The organism is Mycobacterium sp. GA-1841 (genome assembly GCF_001954135.1).
Classification (GTDB): Bacteria; Actinomycetota; Actinomycetes; order Mycobacteriales; family Mycobacteriaceae; genus Mycobacterium.
In genome coordinates this window covers 36,845-55,275 of sequence record NZ_MBEQ01000099.1, presented here as the reverse complement: position 1 = coordinate 55,275, position 18,431 = coordinate 36,845, and the positions used below count along the sequence as shown (strand labels likewise).

14 protein-coding genes are annotated in these 18,431 nt (G+C 67.4%); 9 read left to right on the top strand and 5 right to left on the bottom strand.

Annotated elements, in window-relative coordinates:
* Positions 1 to 87 precede the first annotated feature (87 nt).
* Positions 88 to 1,128, bottom strand: coding sequence for a hypothetical protein (locus A5740_RS23395; RefSeq protein WP_076198063.1), 1,041 nt, complete (start codon positions 1,126 to 1,128; stop codon positions 88 to 90).
* A gap of 140 nt (positions 1,129 to 1,268) precedes the next feature.
* Here A5740_RS23395 and A5740_RS23390 point away from each other — a divergent pair, with 140 nt between their 5' ends.
* Positions 1,269 to 4,556 (top strand): error-prone DNA polymerase, encoded by a 3,288-nt coding sequence (locus A5740_RS23390; RefSeq protein WP_076198062.1) that lies wholly within the window; start codon positions 1,269 to 1,271, stop codon positions 4,554 to 4,556.
* Here A5740_RS23390 and A5740_RS23385 read toward each other — a convergent pair.
* Complete coding sequence (locus A5740_RS23385; protein WP_254849312.1) at positions 4,516 to 5,520, bottom strand: hypothetical protein; 1,005 nt, start codon at positions 5,518 to 5,520, stop codon at positions 4,516 to 4,518. The two genes, A5740_RS23390 and A5740_RS23385, sit on opposite strands and share 41 nt — an antisense overlap.
* Before the next feature lie 205 nt (positions 5,521 to 5,725).
* Between A5740_RS23385 and A5740_RS23380 the strand changes: the two genes are divergently transcribed.
* Positions 5,726 to 6,298: a forkhead-associated protein gene (locus tag A5740_RS23380; RefSeq protein ID WP_076198061.1), complete on the top strand. Its 573-nt coding sequence runs from the start codon at positions 5,726 to 5,728 to the stop codon at positions 6,296 to 6,298.
* Between the two features lie 149 nt (positions 6,299 to 6,447).
* Positions 6,448 to 7,101, top strand: coding sequence for a nitroreductase family protein (locus tag A5740_RS23375; RefSeq protein WP_076198060.1), 654 nt, complete (start codon positions 6,448 to 6,450; stop codon positions 7,099 to 7,101).
* Between the two features lie 114 nt (positions 7,102 to 7,215).
* Here the strand turns inward: A5740_RS23375 and A5740_RS23370 are convergent, their stop codons facing one another.
* Positions 7,216 to 7,680, bottom strand: coding sequence for a tRNA (cytidine(34)-2'-O)-methyltransferase (locus tag A5740_RS23370; protein WP_076198059.1), 465 nt, complete (start codon positions 7,678 to 7,680; stop codon positions 7,216 to 7,218).
* Positions 7,681 to 8,012: 332 nt separating this feature from the next.
* Here A5740_RS23370 and A5740_RS23365 point away from each other — a divergent pair, with 332 nt between their 5' ends.
* From A5740_RS23365 to A5740_RS23345, 5 genes are all read left to right on the top strand, one after another.
* Positions 8,013 to 11,009, top strand: a complete 2,997-nt coding sequence (locus tag A5740_RS23365; RefSeq protein ID WP_076198058.1) for a sensor histidine kinase — start codon at positions 8,013 to 8,015, stop codon at positions 11,007 to 11,009.
* Complete coding sequence (locus A5740_RS23360) at positions 11,006 to 11,413, top strand: roadblock/LC7 domain-containing protein (protein ID WP_076198056.1); 408 nt, start codon at positions 11,006 to 11,008, stop codon at positions 11,411 to 11,413. Before A5740_RS23365 ends, A5740_RS23360 begins: the two co-directional genes overlap by 4 nt.
* Before the next feature lie 34 nt (positions 11,414 to 11,447).
* Entirely contained in the window at positions 11,448 to 11,813 is a 366-nt protein-coding gene (locus A5740_RS23355; protein ID WP_067767682.1) for a DUF742 domain-containing protein, read from the top strand.
* 115 nt (positions 11,814 to 11,928) lie between these two features.
* Positions 11,929 to 12,465, top strand: coding sequence for an ATP/GTP-binding protein (locus tag A5740_RS23350; protein ID WP_076198084.1), 537 nt, complete (start codon positions 11,929 to 11,931; stop codon positions 12,463 to 12,465).
* A gap of 3 nt (positions 12,466 to 12,468) precedes the next feature.
* A complete protein-coding gene (locus tag A5740_RS23345) occupies positions 12,469 to 13,032 on the top strand; it encodes a pentapeptide repeat-containing protein (protein WP_076198054.1) in 564 nt (187 codons plus the stop codon).
* Between the two features lies 1 nt (position 13,033).
* Here the strand turns inward: A5740_RS23345 and A5740_RS23340 are convergent, their stop codons facing one another.
* A complete protein-coding gene (locus A5740_RS23340) occupies positions 13,034 to 15,676 on the bottom strand; it encodes an FHA domain-containing protein (RefSeq protein WP_076198052.1) in 2,643 nt (880 codons plus the stop codon).
* A gap of 76 nt (positions 15,677 to 15,752) precedes the next feature.
* On the opposite strand from A5740_RS23340, the gene A5740_RS23335 reads away from it, so the two are divergent.
* Positions 15,753 to 17,504 (top strand): PQQ-binding-like beta-propeller repeat protein, encoded by a 1,752-nt coding sequence (locus A5740_RS23335; RefSeq protein WP_076198050.1) that lies wholly within the window; start codon positions 15,753 to 15,755, stop codon positions 17,502 to 17,504.
* Here the strand turns inward: A5740_RS23335 and A5740_RS23330 are convergent.
* The gene (locus A5740_RS23330; protein ID WP_076198048.1) at positions 17,501 to 18,409 is read right to left on the bottom strand and encodes a diphosphate--fructose-6-phosphate 1-phosphotransferase; all 909 of its coding nucleotides are present in this window, start codon (positions 18,407 to 18,409) and stop codon (positions 17,501 to 17,503) included. The genes A5740_RS23335 and A5740_RS23330 overlap by 4 nt on opposite strands.
* Between the last annotated feature and the right edge of the window lie 22 nt (positions 18,410 to 18,431).

Genomic DNA, 18,431 nt, shown 5'->3' with positions numbered 1-18,431 from the left:
AAGTCGTTTACGCCCCCTGGTATTCCGCGTTTGTAACCTGGTGGCGTAAAAGCCGCTGAGAAATCGCCACCACGTTACGTGCGCGGACTATCCGGCTGCGTTACCGATCCCGGACTGACCCTTGTTGTGGGCCAACTGGAACGGGTCGAGCAGATCCCACACCGTGGCGACGGCCGTGACCTTGAGGTCGGCAGCCGGCTCTTCCAGATTGATCAAGTCGGCGATGATGTCATACCCGTAGTACACCGCCGAGCCGGGCGGTGTGGTCTTGATCAGCTCCATGATGATGGTCTGCCGGGCATCGAGGGCTGCCTCGTCATTCCCCAGCGCGGGCGCGAGGCGGGGCAGGATCTTGCTGACCGGGATCACCGCGTTGACCCACGGCACGATCTGGCTGGCCCGGTAGATCTGCTCGGTGGCTTCCCGGACAAATGGGTCGAGCTCATCCGGTGACGCGGTGAGCAGCGCCTCCCGCAGATTCATGATCGCCTCGGGGAAATCCGTCGGATCCGGGTCATCAGCCCGGAACGGGTTGGGACTCCAGGGCGTATCCGCCTGGGTGTCGATGGCGTCGGACTGCGTCTGCACTGCACTGAGTTTGGAGGTGGCCGGCTCGGTATCGGTCTTGCTCTCCGGCTTCGCGACAGGCTCCGGGGTCGGAGCCGCCGCCTGCTTCGGCGTGAACAAGCTCTTGAGCTTGGTGACCTGCTCGGCCTCGAATTCTTCGGCGCTCGGCTTGACCTTGGGCGTGACGGTCACCGACTTCGCGGGGGTGACGGCTTTGGTCAGCGAGTCGGTGATCGTCTTGGAGACGGCGTTCGCGGACTTGCCGGCCTGCGCCGCGGCCTTCTCGAGCTTGTCGGTCTGCTTGTGGACGGCATCTTTGAACTTCGCCACGGGCTTGGTCCGTTTGGTGGCGCCGGCCTTGGAATTCGCAGCATCCGTGCGTTTGGGTCCGGCCTTGACGTGCTGTGATGCGCTGCTGGTCGATGCCTTGGCCGCGCCGTCGCCGGAATCGGCATGGGCGGTGCCCTGTCCGGCTACGGCGATCGCCGCACCCACTCCCGCCGCTACCGCGACCCCACCGACATAGCCGATGTACTTTGTTGACCCTGACGTCGACGCCATTGCCCGTCCTCTCACAGCCGATCCCCAGCCCAGAGGGATCGTAGGGGTACGGGCCGTGATCGGCATCTCAAGGTGGTCACCACGTACACCCTGTGATGCCCCCACTGGGGTATCGAACAACTGTTCGATATGCTGGCGGGGTGGGCTGGCATAACGGGCCGCCGAGCTGGTCGGAGATGGAGCGGGTGCTTACAGGCAAACCCCGCCGCTCCGGCCTGCCGTTGGAGCCCGGCGGCGATGGTGGGGACAGCCCGGCGTGGTCCCGTAAACGCGGCGCGTATCAACTACCCGACATCGCCCGTATCGGCGGTTCGGTGCGGTATGCCGAGCTGCACGCGCACAGTGCCTACAGCTTTCTCGACGGCGCGAGCACGCCGGAGGAGTTGGTGGAGGAGGCGGCCCGGCTGAACCTGCGGGCGATCGCACTGACCGATCACGACGGGCTCTACGGGGTGGTCCGGTTCGCCGAGGCGGCCAGGGAGTTGGACGTGGCCACGGTCTTCGGTGCCGAGTTGTCGCTGGGGAATGTCCCCCGGACCGAGGATCCCGACCCGCCCGGTCCGCACCTGCTGGTGTTGGCCCGCGGGCCGGAGGGCTACCGGCGGTTGTCCCGAGAGATCGCCGGCGCGCATCTGGCCGGGGGCGAGAAGGGCAAGCCGCGTTATGACTTCGACGCGCTGTCCGAGGCGGCCGGTGGGCACTGGCAGATCCTCACCGGTTGTCGCAAAGGCCATGTCCGTCAGGCGCTTTCCCAAGGTGGACCAGAGGCTGCCGCCGTCGCACTGGCCGATCTGGTGGACCGGTTCGGCGCCGACCGGGTCAGCGTCGAGCTCTCCCATCACGGCCATCCGGATGACGATGAGCGCAACGCGGTCCTGGCCGGATTGGCCCCGCGATTCGGAGTCGGTGTGGTGGCCACCACCGGCGCGCACTTCGCCGTACCCGACCGGGGTCGGCTGGCGATGGCGATGGCCGCGATCCGGGCTCGCAACTCGATGGACGCCGCCGCGGGCTGGTTGGCCCCACTCGGTGGTGCCCACCTGCGCTCGGGGGAGGAGATGGCCCGGCTCTTCGGTACCGAGATCGTCGAGGCGGCAGCGGATCTCGGTGAGCAGTGTGCTTTCGGTCTGGCGCTGATCGCCCCGCAACTGCCACCGTTCCCAGATGTACCGTCCGGTGAAACCGAGGACAGTTGGCTGCGACAGTTGGTGATGGCCGGTGCGGCCGAGCGGTACGGGCCACCGGGCACCGCGGGTAAGGCCTACGCACAGATCGAACATGAACTGACGATCATCGAGCAGTTGGAGTTCCCCGGGTATTTCCTGGTGGTACACGACATCGTCCGGTTCTGCCGGGACAACGACATCCTGTGTCAGGGCAGGGGGTCGGCGGCCAACTCGGCGGTCTGTTACGCGCTCAAGGTCACCAACGTCGATCCGATCGCCAACGACCTGTTGTTCGAACGGTTCCTGTCCCCGGCCCGCGACGGCCCACCCGACATCGACATCGACATCGAATCGGACCTGCGCGAGAAGGTCATCCAGTACGTCTACGAGCGCTACGGTCGCAACTATGCCGCCCAGGTGGCCAACGTCATCACCTACCGCGGTCGCAGCGCCGTGCGTGACATGGCCCGGGCGCTGGGGTTCTCGCAGGGCCAGCAGGACGCCTGGAGCAAGCACCTCAGCCGGTGGGACGGCCGTCCCGACTCACCCGAGGCCGCGGAGATCCCGCAACCGGTGATCGAGTTGGCCACCCAGATCGCCAACTTGCCGCGCCATCTCGGCATCCACTCGGGCGGCATGGTGATCTGTGACCGCCCGATCGCCGACGTGTGCCCGGTGGAGTGGGCACGTATGGCTGACCGCAGCGTGCTGCAGTGGGACAAAGACGACTGTGCGGCAATCGGTTTGGTGAAGTTCGATCTGCTCGGCCTCGGCATGCTCTCGGCCCTGCACTACGCCATCGACCTGCTGGCCGAACACAAGGGCATCACCGTCGACCTGGCCAAGCTGGACCTGTCCGAACCGGCGGTCTACGAGATGCTGCAGAGAGCCGATTCGGTCGGGGTGTTCCAGGTGGAGTCCCGCGCGCAGATGGCCACCTTGCCCCGGCTCAAGCCGCGGGAGTTCTACGACTTGGTGGTCGAGGTGGCGCTGATCCGGCCGGGCCCGATCCAGGGCGGCTCGGTTCATCCGTACATCAAGCGCCGCAACGGGATAGAGGCCGTCACCTACGACCATCCGTCGATGGAGCCGGCGCTCCGGAAAACCCTGGGGGTGCCGCTGTTCCAGGAACAGCTCATGCAATTGGCGGTCGACTGCGCGGGTTTCACCCCGGCCGAGGCCGACCAGTTGCGCCGGGCGATGGGCTCCAAACGTTCCACCGAGAAGATGCGGCAGCTGCGCAACCGGTTCTACGACGGTATGAGAGAGCTCCACGGCATCACCGGCGAGGTGGCCGAGCGGATCTACGAGAAGCTGGAAGCTTTCGCCAATTTCGGTTTCCCGGAAAGTCATTCGCTGAGCTTCGCATCGCTGGTGTTCTATTCGTCGTGGTTCAAACTGCATCATCCGGCGGTGTTCTGCGCGGCACTGCTGCGGGCCCAGCCGATGGGGTTCTACTCACCACAATCCCTGGTGGCCGACGCACGCAGACATGGCGTGACGGTGCACGGTCCTGATGTCAACGCCTCGCTGGCCCATGCCACCTGCGAGAACCACGGCCTTGATGTGCGGCTGGGTTTGGGCAGCGTCCGTCACATCGGTGACGAGTTGGCGGGGCGCCTGGTCGACGAGCGAGAAGCCCACGGGGGATTCACCTCTCTGATCGATCTGACCAACCGGGTGCAGCTGTCGGTACCCCAGACCGAGGCGCTGGCCACCGCCGGTGCGCTGGGTTGTTTCGGGACCACCCGACGTGAGGCGCTGTGGGCGGCGGGCGCGGCGGCCACCCAGCGGCCGGACCGGTTGCCGGGGGTGGGCTCTTCCTCCCACGTCCCGCCGCTGCCCGGGATGAGTGCGTTGGAGCTGGCCGCCGCCGACGTGTGGGCCACCGGCGTCTCCCCGGACAGCTATCCCACCCAGTACCTGCGCGCCGACCTCGACGCGCTGGGAGTGATCCCCAACGACAAGTTGCTGGACGTCGTCGACGGAACCCGAATCCTGGTTGCCGGGGCGGTGACTCACCGGCAGCGCCCCGCGACCGCGCAGGGAGTGACGTTTTTGAACCTGGAAGATGAAACCGGGATGGTCAACGTGCTGTGCGCACCGGGAGTGTGGGCGCGCTACCGCAAGCTGGCGCAGACCGCGCCGGCTCTGGTCGTCCGCGGCATCGTGCAGAACGCCACCGGGGCGGTCACCGTGATCGCCGACCGGATGGGGCCGGTCAAGCTCCGGGTCGGGTCTCGGTCCCGGGATTTCCGCTGAGTGCGTCAGTGCCGTCCTCAAGGCCGTCCTCAAGGCCGTCCGCAAGTCCGGTCCGCAACAGCGACCAGGCCAGCCGTCGCGCGGCGGTGGCCCGTTCGTGCAGCAGGCGCTGGACGGCCGGGATCGGGTTGGTTTCCGGGGCGCGTCCCTCGATGACGTCGGCGTGCAGTTCCTCGGCCACCTGTATCGCCATCAGCACCGCATCGTTGATGTGGTTGAGCGCATCCTGCACGCGGTCGTCCTGACTGAGCAGGTGGGCGTTGTCGAGCTCGACCGAAACGTCGTTCACCACTTGGCTGATCTGCCCGAAGATCACGTTCATGGCGGCTTCCCGCTCATTGCGTTCCGGATTGCGCAGTTGCGTGGCTGCTTCGCTCCACAACGTCGCGAGCATTCGCGTGTGTGCGCCCACGGCGCGCGACACCTCGACCATCGCCTGCTTCTGCAGTTGCTCGAGCAGGTTGTTGCGTTCGATGCGGGCCAGTTCTCGTTGGGCCACCAGCTCCGCGCGGTGCAGTTTCTGTTGGGCCTGGATCTCGGCCCGGTGCCACTTCTGGGTCAGGGCGAGTTCGGCTGCCGAGCGCTCGTCGGCCGCCGCCAGCTCTCGGCGCAGCCGCTCGCCGGCCTGGGCGATGTCGTGGCGCGCCTGGCGTTGGACGGTGAGCGTCAGCCACATCGTCACCATCACGACGACGAAGATGACAGCACCGAAGAACCACTCGGCCTTGCTTCCGCGCTCACCCGGGCTGAACACCAGAAACCAGACAATGGCCAGGCTGCCGAGACCGCCGCCGACCAGCCAGCCGATATCGGTCTTACCTTCGACTGCAGGTGTCGCGGGGGCCGCCTCCCGATCCGCGACGGGCACCCGGATCGGCTGGGTGGTATCGCTCGTGTCGCCGTCCTCCGGCGGGGTCCCCTCTGAAAACTCAGCGGCCCTTGTCGATTCAGTTAGTCCGGCCATGTCGACCTCCCGTCGGCCAAGCCTGCCACCGTGCCGGCGTTCAGAGTAGGGCCACGGGCAGCGGGGTGCGCCACCGGCCGGCGCATCGGCATCCGCATAGCCTGTCTCTCGTCATTCTTCAAGTGCCCCTAGCGATGACGTGCTGCGCGCAGACCGCTAATGTCATCGGCGTCTATTGATCCGCTCGCTGCAGAATTGAGGCCCCATGGGACAAAAAGCGACACTGGAAGGTGATTCGGCGGTCATCGTCAGTCTGTCGGAAGCGGCGATGCACATGTACTCCGCCGCGATCGACGCACTGCCGTTCCCCGAGGACAAGAAATTCCACAAGCGTGCCGACGTCGTCCTGTCCGGTCTGCGCAAGCTGCGCGCGTCGCTGACCGAAGCGGCCAGTAGCGACCGGCCTTCCCCCGCGGTCATCGTGGCGCTCAGCGGGGTCCGTCAGCGCTACGACTCGCTGATGGCCCATGCCGCCGCGGCGCCGGGTTCCTCTCTGGGACAGCAGATCTACGTCACGCGCATCCATGCCAAGCTGTCGGCCCAGGAAGTGGCCAACGGCGCCGGTCTGCGCGACGGCCTGCTCGACGAACTCGAGGCCGGCGCAACGCCCACCGACGGCGAGGCGACCAAGATCCGCGAAACCATCGCCGCTCTCGGCGGGTTGCCCGGCGACGATCACGGTATCCATGCCGTGCCCACGCCGGCCGACTTCGGCGCGCCGGAAGAATCCGACGTCAACGGCTGGGACCCCGTGCTGGTCTCCGAGAACGCCGGCTGATCGTCCCGCGCGCCGTCGTCACCCCGGCGACGGCGCGCAACCTTCAGCTGTTAGCTGAGTTGTACTGCGGCACATGATGTTCGGTCGGTACTCAGCAAACGCCTGCGCGAGTCGCCGCGGCGACTCGCGCGCGTCTGTAGTCTCGCGGCATGACAGCCGAACCGACTCTGAACTTGTCCGTCGACGAACTCCTCACCACCACCCGCTCGGTGCGCAAACGCCTCGACTTCGAAAAGCCGGTGTCGCGTGAGGTGATCATGGAATGCCTCGACCTGGCGCTACAGGCCCCGACCGGCTCGAATGCACAAGGCTGGCAATGGGTTTTCGTCGAGGACCCGGCAAAGAAGAAGGCGCTGGCCGACATCTACCGGTCGAACGCCAACCCGTACCTGGACCTGCCCAATCAGGAGCGCGGCGACATCCGCGATCAGCAGCAGGATGCGGTGAAGAGCTCCGCACGGTATCTCACCGACAACTTCGAGAAGGCGCCGGTGCTGTTGATTCCGTGCCTGGAAGGCCGCCCCGATGGCGCGCCGGCGGGAATGTCTGCCTCATTCTGGGGATCATTGCTGCCCGCCGTCTGGAGTTTCATGCTGGCGTTGCGCTCTCGTGGCCTCGGCTCGGCCTGGACCACGCTGCACCTGCTCGGTGACGGCGAGAAGCAGGCCGCCGAACTGCTCGGGATTCCGTTCGACCGGTATTCCCAGGCCGGCCTGTTCCCGATCGCCTACACGGTGGGCACCGACTTCAAGAAGGCCAAGCGACTGCCGGCCGAGCAGTTCTCGCACTGGGACAGTTGGTGAGCTCGGGGCCGGCGCTGGGACGCCTGAGGCCCACGATGATTTTGTGAAGCATGGATATGAACACTCTGTGGAATTCGGGCGTGGACTGCTTGCCGGTCCACGCCCGAGGCGTAACTAGACGCCGCCGGCGAACCCGTGCTGACGCCACGCCTCATAAGCGGCAACGGCGGCCGCGTTGGACAAATTCAGTGACCGTCTGCCCGCGAGCATCGGAATACGTAGCTGTGCGGTGATATTCGGATCGGCCAGCGTTTGTGCATCCAGTCCGGTGGGTTCGGGGCCGAACATCAATACGTCGCCCGGTTGGTAGGCGACGTCGGTGAACGAGGTCGACGCGTGCGCGGTGAAGGCGTAGACGCGAGCCGGCAGCAGGGCGCGCCACGCCGCGGCCAGATCGCTGTGCACCGTGACCGATGCCAGGTCGTGGTAGTCCAGGCCGGCCCGGCGCAGCTTGGGTTCGGACAGGTCGAAACCCAGCGGTTCGACAAGGTGCAGCTCGCACCCCGTGCCCGCCACCATCCTGATCGCATTGCCGGTGTTGGGTGCGATGCGCGGACTGAAGAACAACACCCGGAACATTCGACGATCCTCGTACGAACCCGCATCCCATGACGAATCGGCAGCCAAATGCGGTGACGAATACCGCCGAAAATGTCGGAGGCAAATCCGGGCGTGCACGGGCAAGGATTCACCTGTTTGCTCGATTACCACACAACTGCGCTACAGCTCGGTCACGAACTCTGTCTGTTCAGTAAGAATTGTGGAAACGCTCGCGCGCGGCTGTCATACTCGTGCAATTGCCAAGGCGTTTGACGCCCGCCCCAGCGTGGGCGGAAACAGCAGGAAGTTCTGATGAATCACGCCCCACGAGTGAAATGCGGCCACGCAGCCGGTAGTGCGGTTGGGCGCCGATGACTGCCTTTACGCAGCTGAAACAGGCTGACGGCACCCTTGTCGAATTCACCCCGAACCCAACCCCGACCGCTGCGGCCAAGCGTCCTTCGCGTTGGTCTCCGGCCAACTGGCCGGTCAGCCGGAAAGTCCTGGCGATCGTCGTCGTGCCGTTGATCTTGGCCGCGACGTTCGGTGGTTTGCGTATCTATGCCAGTGCCACCGCCGCCGGGGATCTGCGGCTGGCTGCCGATCGCGCCGAAATGGTCCCGGACATCAATGCCTACATGGCCGCGATGGAGGGCGTGCTCATTGCCGCTACCGAGGGTGGCGACGGGCAGGCTGCGATGGCCACCTTCAAGGACAAGAAATCCGACCTCCAGCAACGTCTGGAAGCCACCGATGTGCTCGAGGACGTCGGCCAGGCCGTGGGCAGCCTGCTCAGCAAGGGCCAAGAAATCGTCGACGCGGTGATGTCGAATTCGATCGACCTGCGTCAGCGCATCATCGACTACGGTCCGCTGCTGCTCACCGGTGAAGCCGCGATCACCGGTTCGGTGCACAGCAACCAGCAGGCGGTTCAGGCCCAGGTCGAGGCGTTGGCCCGGGCGGTCGGGGCCCGCGGACAGATGGCCATCCAGCAGATGATGGTCAACGCCGGGGGAGCCGAGCCCGAACCGTTGCTGCGTACCTCGATGATCACGATGGCCGGTACCGAACCGTCGACCGTCGCGGCGCTGACGAAGGTGCTCGGCGGTGCCTCCGAAGGGGCGGCGACACTGCGCGCCGAGATGGTCAAGCGGATGGCGATGATGTCCAACCCCGGGGTGCCGCTGGTCGGAAATCCGGATCTGCTGGCCTCGTTGCAGACCACCAACGAAATCGCCGGGCAGATCATCTCCGACACCACCTCGGCCATCCCCGCCGCGGTGGAGGCGCAGGCCAACGATGCCCGCAACGACGCGATCCGCGATGCCATCCTGGTCGCCACCGCGATCGTCAGCGCGCTCGTCATCGTGTTGTTGGTGGCCCGCTCGCTGGTGCGTCCACTGCGCACGCTGCGCGACAGCGCCCTCAAGGTGGCGCACGAAGATCTGGCCAAGGAGATCGAACGGGTCCGTTCCGGCGGTGAGTTGGTGCCGGTCACTCCGCTTCCGGTGCAGACCACCGAGGAGATCGGCCAGGTCGCCCACGCCGTCGACGAGTTGCACGAGCAGGCGGTGTTCCTCGCCGGCGAGCAGGCACAGCTGCAGTTGCAGGTGTCGGACATGTTCGAGACGCTGTCGCGGCGCAGCCGCTCCCTGGTCGATCAACAGTTGTCGCTCATCGATCAGCTCGAACGCAACGAGGACGACCCGGAGCGTCTGGAGAGCCTCTTCCGGCTCGATCACCTGGCGGCCCGCATGCGCCGCAACGGCGCCAACCTGTTGGTGCTGTCGGGGTCGAAGTTGGCGCGGGAGCACAGTCGCCCGGTGCCGCTGGCGACGGTGATCAACGCCGCGGCCTCAGAGGTGGAGGACTACACCCGGGTGGTCACCGCCTCGGTGGCCGACGTCGAGGTGACCGGCGCGGTGGCCGGTGACCTCATCCACCTGCTGGCCGAACTGCTCGACAATGCCTTGCGGTACTCGCCGCCGATCTCGCAGGTGCGGGTGTCGGCCGTGATCGCAGCCAAGGGCGCGTTGGTGATCGAGGTGAGCGACGTCGGCCTCGGCATGACGGAAGCCGATCTTCGGGTCGCCAACACCCGCCTGCAGTCCGGCGGTGAGGTCAACCCCTACACCGCACGCCACATGGGTCTGTTCGTGGTCGGACGGCTGGCCACCCAGCACGGTCTGGTGGTGCGGTTGCGCAGCACCGTCGCCGAGGAACCGAGCTCGGGCACGACGGCCGGGGTGTACGTGCCGGCCGCGTTGCTGGCCCGCGATGATTCGGCGCAGGCCCAGCCGGGGGACGACGCCGCCTACGGCGTGCCCGTGGACGCCCAGGCCGGGATCGCCACGGCCCTGTCGCTGGACGTCGACCCCGCCGGCACCTCGGCTTTCGGAGCCGCCCCGGACGAACCCCACGTCAACGGCGCCGATGTGTCGTTCGACCTGTTGCCGCAACGCAATCCGGGGGCCAGTGGTATCTCGGAGCTGCCGGGCACGCTCGCCCCGCAGCCCGAACCCGCGGCCGAGGAACCGGTGGCGGAGTCTCCGGAGGAGGCTGAGGAACCGGTCGGGGAGTGGCCGCAGCAGTGGCCGGTGCACACCGAGGAAAGCGCAGCCGCCGCCAAGGGGCAGACCAGGTCAGACCTCGGCCCCGCGACGCCGACGAACACGTCGTCGTTCTTCGCCTCGCGCGGCCAGGTGGCCGGCGCCGGGGTCAACGGCGCCGAGGACGTCAACGGTGTCGAGGCCGTCAACGGCGTCGGTGTCCCGGACGGGCTGGGCGGCTATACCGGCCTGAACGGCCACAGTGGGCTCAACGGTCTCAACGGCCACGCGCTCAACGGTGCGGCTGCCGCGCCGGCGGCCGGCGAACCCGTCGAATCCGCGGCTGTCGAGCCGCCCGAGACCCCCGAGGTCGAGGGGGACTCGATCTATCAGTCGATGGTCTCGGAATTCGAGATCGATCCGGCCACGCACGTTCGCAGCGCCGACCTGGACTGGAAGACGGTGTGGGAGAAAGGCTGGTCGGTGGCCGCCGCGGCGCAGGATGCGCCCGTCGAGCAACACACCGAGGAAGGCCTGCCGATGCGTACGCCGGGCGCCCGCCTGGTGCCCGGTGGCGTGGCCGAAGCTGTCGGCGCCGTCCCCGGCGAGGCCAACGGCCGTCACCGCAACGGTGGAGCACACCGTAACGACGACAGCTTCGAGGCGGTAGCATCGGCAGACGAACCTGACAGCAGCATGTTCGGGGCGTTCAAACCACGTGATCCCGAGGCTGTCCGCGCGAGCACCAGCAACCTTTTCGGGGGCGTGCACGCCGGGCGATCGCATGCCCGAGAGACCAGAGGAACCGATAGCGAATGACCCGTCCGACCCAGCGTGATTCCCTGGACTGGCTGGTGTCCAAGTTCGCCCGTGAGGTATCCGGGGTGTCCCACGCGGTGCTGGTCTCGGCCGACGGGCTACTGATGGCCGCCAGCGAACAAATGCCGATCGAGCGGGCCGATCAACTCGCCGCCGTCGCCTCCGGTCTGGCGAGCCTCGCCACCGGCGCCTCCCAGTTGTTCAACGGCGGTCACGTGATGCAGTCGGTCGTCGAGATGGAGAACGGCTACCTCCTGCTGATGCGGGTGGGCGACGGCTCCAACCTCGCCACGCTGACCGCCCCGTCGTGCGACATCGGCCAGGTCGGCTACGAGATGGCCATCCTCGTCGAACGTGTCGGTGCGGTGGTGCAGTCGTCGCGCCGCACGCCGCAACCGTCCTGAATCTCTGTCCCCTTCTGCCCTTCGCGAGGTGTCTGTGGACGAATCGGAACCCACCGATCGACCGAGTTTGGTGCGGCCGTACACGCTGACGGCCGGCCGCACCGACTCGCGTGTGCACCTTCCGCTGGAAGCGCCGGTCCAGAAGCTCGACACGCCGCGCGAACCACGCTGGGCTGGCAGCGATGTGCGCGCACAGATCGTAGAGTTGTGCACCGGCAGCCCTTCGGTAGCCGAGATCTCCGCACATCTGTCTCTCCCGCTCGGCGTGGCGCGCGTGCTGATCGGGGACTTGGTGACGCAGGGTTATCTACGGGTGGAAGCCACCCTCGACGACTCGGCTAGCTTCGACGAACGCCGCGAACTGATTGGAAGGACCCTGCGTGGCCTACGAGCCCTCTGAACCCCGCTCGGCCTCCGGCGGCGGCGCCCCCCGACGCGGGGCAGCCGAGACAGGGTCTTCGCGCAAGCGTTCATCCGAGACAGAGTCTTCGCGCAAGCGCTCATCCTCGACGAAGATCGTCATTTCCGGCGGGTTCGGCGCCGGGAAGACAACCTTCGTGGGCGCGGTGTCCGAGATCATGCCGTTGCGCACCGAAGCGTTGGTCACCAACGTGTCCGAAGGCGTCGACGCGTTGGACGGCACCCCGGACAAGCGCACCACCACGGTCGCGATGGACTTCGGCCGCATCACCCTGGCCGAGGATCTGGTGCTGTACCTGTTCGGTACGCCGGGGCAGCGACGGTTCTGGTTCATGTGGGACGACCTGGTGCGCGGCGCGATCGGTGCGATCATCCTGGTCGACGTGCGACGCCTGCAGGACAGCTTCGCCGCGGTGGACTTCTTCGAGGCCCGCAAGTTGCCGTTCATCGTCGCGGTCAATGAATTCGACGACGCACCAAAGCATCCCACCCAGGCGGTGCGCAAGGCGCTGGCCCTGCCCGACCACATCCCGGTGGTGGCCGTCGACGCGCGCGATCGCAACTCGGCCAAGGCCGCGCTCATCGCCGTCACCGAGTACTCGTTGAGCACGCTTTCCGCGCTGCCCGGCTGACACGTGGTGGCCGACGAAACCGTCTGGGCGGACCGCGAATTCACCGGCGAAGACTTCCGCGATCAGGATCTGAGCCGGTTGCGCACCGAGCGGGTGGTGTTCACTGAATGCGATTTCAGCGGTGTGGACATGTCCGAGTCACAGCATGCCGGCTCGGCGTTCCGCAACTGCACGTTCCGCCGCGCCACGCTCTGGCACAGCACGTTCACCAATTGCAGTCTGCTGGGTTCGGTGTTCACCGAGTGCCGGCTGCGCCCGATCACGCTGAAGGAATCCGACCTCACTCTGGCTGTGCTGGGCGGCTGCGATCTGCGCAGCGTCGACCTGTCGGACTGCCGGCTCCGGGAGACCAGCCTCGTCGGTGTGGATCTACGCAAGGCCGTGCTGCGGCAGGCAGACCTGAGCGGTGCGCGGGTGCAGGACGCCAAGTTCGACGAGGCCGATCTGCGGGGCGCCCGCGTCGACGCCACGTTCTGGACCACAGCCAAGCTGCGGGGCGCCAAGATCGACATCACCCAGGCACTGTCCTACGCCGTCGCCCACGGCCTCGACGTCAGCGGCGGGTGACTCAGCCGGCCTTGAGCCGGATCTTCCAGCGCACGAAGCTGACATAGAACAGCGACAGCGCCGCCAGCATGGCCATGTCGAACAGCCAGGTGCCGGTGGTGTGCTCCCAATGTGAGTCCTTGGGGGTCAGCGGCCCGGGCACCAGCCGGATCAGATCGACCGTCGACGCCGACGCGGCAAAACCCCAGCGGGCCGGCGTGATCCACGAGAGTTGATCCAGCCCGACGCGGCCGGTCACCGGGATCATGCCGCCGGAGAACACCAGCTGGCTCATGATCGCGACCACGAGCAGCGGCATGATCTGCTCGTTGGATTTCGCCAGGGCCGACAGCGCCAGGCCCACCATGGCGGCGGTGACGGTGGTGGCGGCCATGCTGACGAACAACTCCAGGGACCGGTTCGGCAGGAACACGCCGCGGTCCACCGCGCCCTCACCCCAGCCCTTGCCCATGATCGTGATGGTCGTGACGATTGCCGACTGCACGATGGCGAACACCGAGTACACGCAGACCTTGGCCAGCAGGTAAGCGGTGGTGGACAGCCCGACGGCCTGCTCGCGGCGGAAGATCGCCCGTTCGCCGATCAGGTCGCGGATGGTCAGGGCGGTGCCCATGAAGATTGCGCCGACGTTGAGCAGCACCAGGATCTGGCCCGGCTCGTTGGGGGCGTCGCCCATCGGGTTCGGCACACCGAAGCCGACGGTGCCCGGCACCGACAGCGACAGCACACCCATGATGAACGGCAGCAGCGCCAGGAAGATGAAGTAGCCGCGGTCGGAGATGATCAGTCGCATCTGCCGGCGGGCGATCGTGGAGAACTGGCGCAGCAGGCTCGTCTTCGCCGGCGCGCCGAGATCTCCGGGCTGCTCCGAGGACGCCGCGGCGGCCGGCGCAGGCCCCGTGCGGGCGAGGTAGCGCCGATTCGCCTCGGCCGGATCGCTCGCCACGGTGCTGAAGATGTCGGCCCAGTTGGTGGTGCCGAGCTCCGGACCGATCTGGTCGGGCGGCCCGCAGAACGCGGTTTTGCCACCGGGGGCCAGCAGCAGTACCTGGTCGCACACATCGAGATAGGTCAGTGAGTGCGTGACGACCAGCACCACGCGGCCGGCGTCGGCCAACTGGCGCAGCATGGTCATCACCTGGCGGTCGAGCGCCGGGTCCAGACCCGAGGTGGGCTCGTCGAGGATCAGCAGTGACGGGCCGGTCAGCAGTTCGAGGGCGACCGAGGCGCGCTTGCGTTGCCCGCCGGACAGCTTGTCGACGCGGGTGTCGAGGTGCTTGGTCATCTCGAGTTCCTCGAGAACCTGCATGACGACCTGTTCGCGGTCGGCGGTCGTGGTGTCCGGCGGCAGCCGCAGTTCGGCGGCATACATCAGCGCCTGCCGCACGGTGAGCTGACCGTGCACCACGTCGTCCTGCGGAACCATGCCGATCCGGGAACGCAGCGAGGCGTACTCGGCGTGGACGTCGTGGCCCTCGAAGGTGATCGTGCCGCTGGTCGGATGGGTGTAGCCGGCGACCTGCTTGGCGAACGTCGACTTTCCGGCGCCCGAGGGTCCGATCACCGCGGTCAGCGTGCCGGGCCGGGCATCCAGGGAGATGTTGTCGAGCAGCGTCTTGTTGCCCTCGATCGTCCACGTCAGGCCGCGCACTTCGAGTCCGCCGGTGCGGGTGTCGGCCTCGGTCTCGCTGCGGCGCACCAAGGTACCGCCGCTGAACACCAGGTCGACGTTGCCGATGGTGACCACGTCGTCGTCGTGCAGGATCGCGCTGTCCACCCGGGCACCGTTGACGAACGTGCCGTTGATGCTGCGTTCATCGCGGATCTCGGTGCCGCCGGGCAGCGGGATCAACGTGGCGTGATGCCGTGAGGCCAACACGTCGGGAATCACGATGTCGTTGTCGGTGGCGCGGCCGATCTTCACCGCATTTGCCGGCGCCGACGTGCTACGCCCGGGCCGCAAGATCTTCATCATGCTGGTCGCGATGTTGCCGCCGGCCTCGCTGCCGCCGCGGGCCGAGGCGGCCGGGCCCATCGTGGTCGGTGCCTGCGCCGGATTCGCGGGGGCCGGGGCCGGGGTGCGAACCGGTTGCGACTGATACTGCTGCGGGCCACTGGGATATCCGGTTTGCGGTCCGCTGGGGTAACCGCCCTGGGGACCGCTGGGATATCCGGTCGGCGCGGTCGGGTAGCGCGGCTGCGGGCCGGACGAATAGCCCGGGCGCGGAGGTGCGGGCGGCTGGCCGTACGGCTGCCGGGGAGCGGTGGGTGCCTGGGTGGGCCAGCCGCCGCTCGGCCGGCTCGCGATCGGCACCGCCGCGGTCGGGGTTCGGCCCACGGCCCCTTCGTGGCGGCCGATGTCGAAGGTCAGTTGCGGGCCGTCCGGGTTACCGATGTTGACGATCTGGCCGTCGCGCAGGTCGACCGAGGGCACCCGCCGGCCGTTGACGTACATGCCGTTGAGGCTGCCGTTGTCGATGGCGACCCACCGGCCTTGGTCGAAGCGCAGCACGAGGTGGGCGCGGGAGATCAGGGGGTGGGCGATGCGGACGTCGGCGCGGAGATCCCGGCCGATGACGACATCGTTGCCCGGGGCGAAGGTACGGGTCGATCCGTCGTAACGAACGGTCAGCGCAGGACTCATCGGGCTCAACTCTATCGGTAGTTCTCACCGGGGCTGGTCCGTTGCGGTGGTGTGGCGGCGTGTGACGATGGCCCCTATGGGTTCTGAAGGGGCGCAGAAGATGGCTGACCGGGTGCTTGGCGTGCTGCGTCCGGTGGGCACGGTGCTGGTCGGTACGGCGGCGGTCTTGCTGGTGTGGGCCGCCGTGTTGGCGGCGTGGGCACGCCTGCTGGCGCCGCGCAGCGCAGGCGAGAGCGCCTGGTATGCCGTCAGCGTGCACCGTTGGGGTGAGGCCTTGCCGAACCGGATGGGGCTGGCGGTGGTGATCATCGCGGTGGTCGTGATCGCGGCGATGGCCTACTGCGTGTGGCGCGGCCACACCGGTCGTGACTTGCCTGCGACCGCAGCCGGGGCAGCGGCCGTGATGGCCGTGCTGTTCATCGCCTACATCAGCCAGGGCATCCCCACCTTCTACAGCAGGGTGATGGACGGCGCACCGGTCACCGCGGCACTGCCGGCGGTCATGGCCTCATGGTGGTTGTGCCTGGCGGGCGCGGCGGTGACGCTGGTGGCCGTGCGCGCCGTCCCGCGGTTGGAGCGCAGCTCGGTGAAGTTGCTGGCGCTCGGTGCAGTGATCGCCGTTGCGGTTGCCGCAGCGGTCACCGTCGGGGCGTTTCGGGCCGGCGACGACGGACGTTACCTCGACGCGACGACGGCCGCAGCTACCGATTTGCCGGCAGTGCCCACCACGTTGGGCAAGCACACCTTCACGGTGTCGCTGCCGGATGCGTACGCGGGGGACGAGCATCAGCCCACCCGTGACATCGCGGCTGCGGGTGCAGGTTTCGTGGTGTACGGCGACCATCGCATCACCGCCTACGGCGCCGACGGGCAGGAACGCTGGCATTTCGCGCGAACCGGACCGGGCAGTGTGGTGGTCACCGGCATGCGGGTGTTCGACAACGGGGCCACCGTCGTGGCCTTCCTCGACAAGGGACTGGTGGGCCTCGACGCCGCCACCGGAAAGCAGCTGTGGCAGAACGCCGACGAGCGGATGATGTACGCATTGTCGGAGGTGCCCGGCTACAACCGGGACGCGCCGTTCGTGGTGTACCGCGACGATCGGGTGTGGGTGCGCTTCGACACGCGGACCGGCAACCCGATGTGGACAGTGCCTGCGCCCCATGCTGATTGCGTCTTCCCGACGCGTACGGTGGACACCCGATCATGGTTGGTGTCGGTGGTGCAGTGCTCGTCCGAGCAAGGTAGCGGCATCCGGGTGCTCGCCGTCGACCCCGGCAGCGGCGCGACCGTGTGGGACAACGAAGTGTTCAAGGGCCAGGCGGACGCGGGAGCGATCGCCACCCCGGCGAACTCGGTGGGCATCTTCATGCAGTTCGCCGGTGCCGGTGCGCCACCCGGGATCACCTACGTCAACGTGGTGGACAAGACCCTCACCCCGATTCCGGATCGGGGCACCGCCGAACCGTCCTTGGGTCCGGCTGACAACTTCCTGTTCTCCAGCCGCGAAGGCGGCCGACAACTCGTGTTGTTCGGTCCGGACGGCAAGCGCAGATGTGTTGGCGCCCAAGGGGTCCGCGGCGCCAATGCCCGAGCGCTCGGCCAGGGCAGCGGTCTCGCCTACCTGTCCTTCGACGACCATTTCGTCATCGCCGACAACGGGGGCCCGGGTGTCCCTGGTTCGCTTCGCACGTTCGACGCCGCCACGTGCACGCAGACTGCGACGGTGCCGGCTGGATCGGTCGAGGGTTTCGTGCCGGCACCCGGCGCGGTGCTGGTGTTACGGCGTGACGGCCAGACGTTGCAGATCGACGGCTACACCAGTTAGCGCTCGGCGTTGGCGAGGGTCGGTACCGCCTCTTCGGGGTAGCGATCCTCGGCGTCCCACACGTCCCAGGTCTGCACCGCCCAAAACACTGCGAACAGCACGGTGAGGGTGAGCTCGACGGCGATCACGCCGAAGGGCCAGCCCACGGTCAACAGCACCAACGCGGCCACCACCGTCGCGAGCATGAGTGCGGCGATGGTGGCATAGAAGCGGGCCAGGTGCCGGCGCACAGCCGCCCGGGCGTAGCACGCGTGGTACACCGCGACCAGAGTGATGGCCAGGAACATCGCCACGGCGGCGATCACGTGCGCGTGCTCGGCGAACCAGTCCCACAGCAGCAGCGGCGCCCCGGCGATCGCGATGACCAACAGTGCTGCGGGCAGCCGCTTTTCGACCGTCAGGAGCGCCGTGGCGATGGTCTTCCACAGGGTGGCGGCCTCGGCGCAGGACGGGGCCGAGGCCACCGGCGGTTGTTGCGGGCGGCGCCACCGCTGCAGCGCCAGATACATCGCCGTGCCGGCCGCGACGGCGACGAACAACGATGCGATGTTGTTGGCGACGGCGCCGTACGGGTCGCTCACGCTCGGTAGCCACGGCTGGCACAGCTCGACCGGGCCGGTGGGCACCAGGGCCACGATGAAGGCCATGAACCCGGCGAAGTTCAGCAGTGCGTCTTCACCGATCCGGCTGCCCTTGTACGCGATCAGGCAGATACCGATCGCACACAGCGCGGCCAGGAACACCGCGTGGGTGCGCGTGTAGAAGAACGCGCTGATCGACCCCTGTGGGCAACTGTGCGCCCAGGTCAACCCCAACGAACACAACAGGAACACCACCAGCGCCACCAGGCCCACCCGCACGTAGCGGTAGGTGACCATGGTGTCGCTGGGGTGGTTACCGACCATGGGGCTATTAGCTCACGGTGAG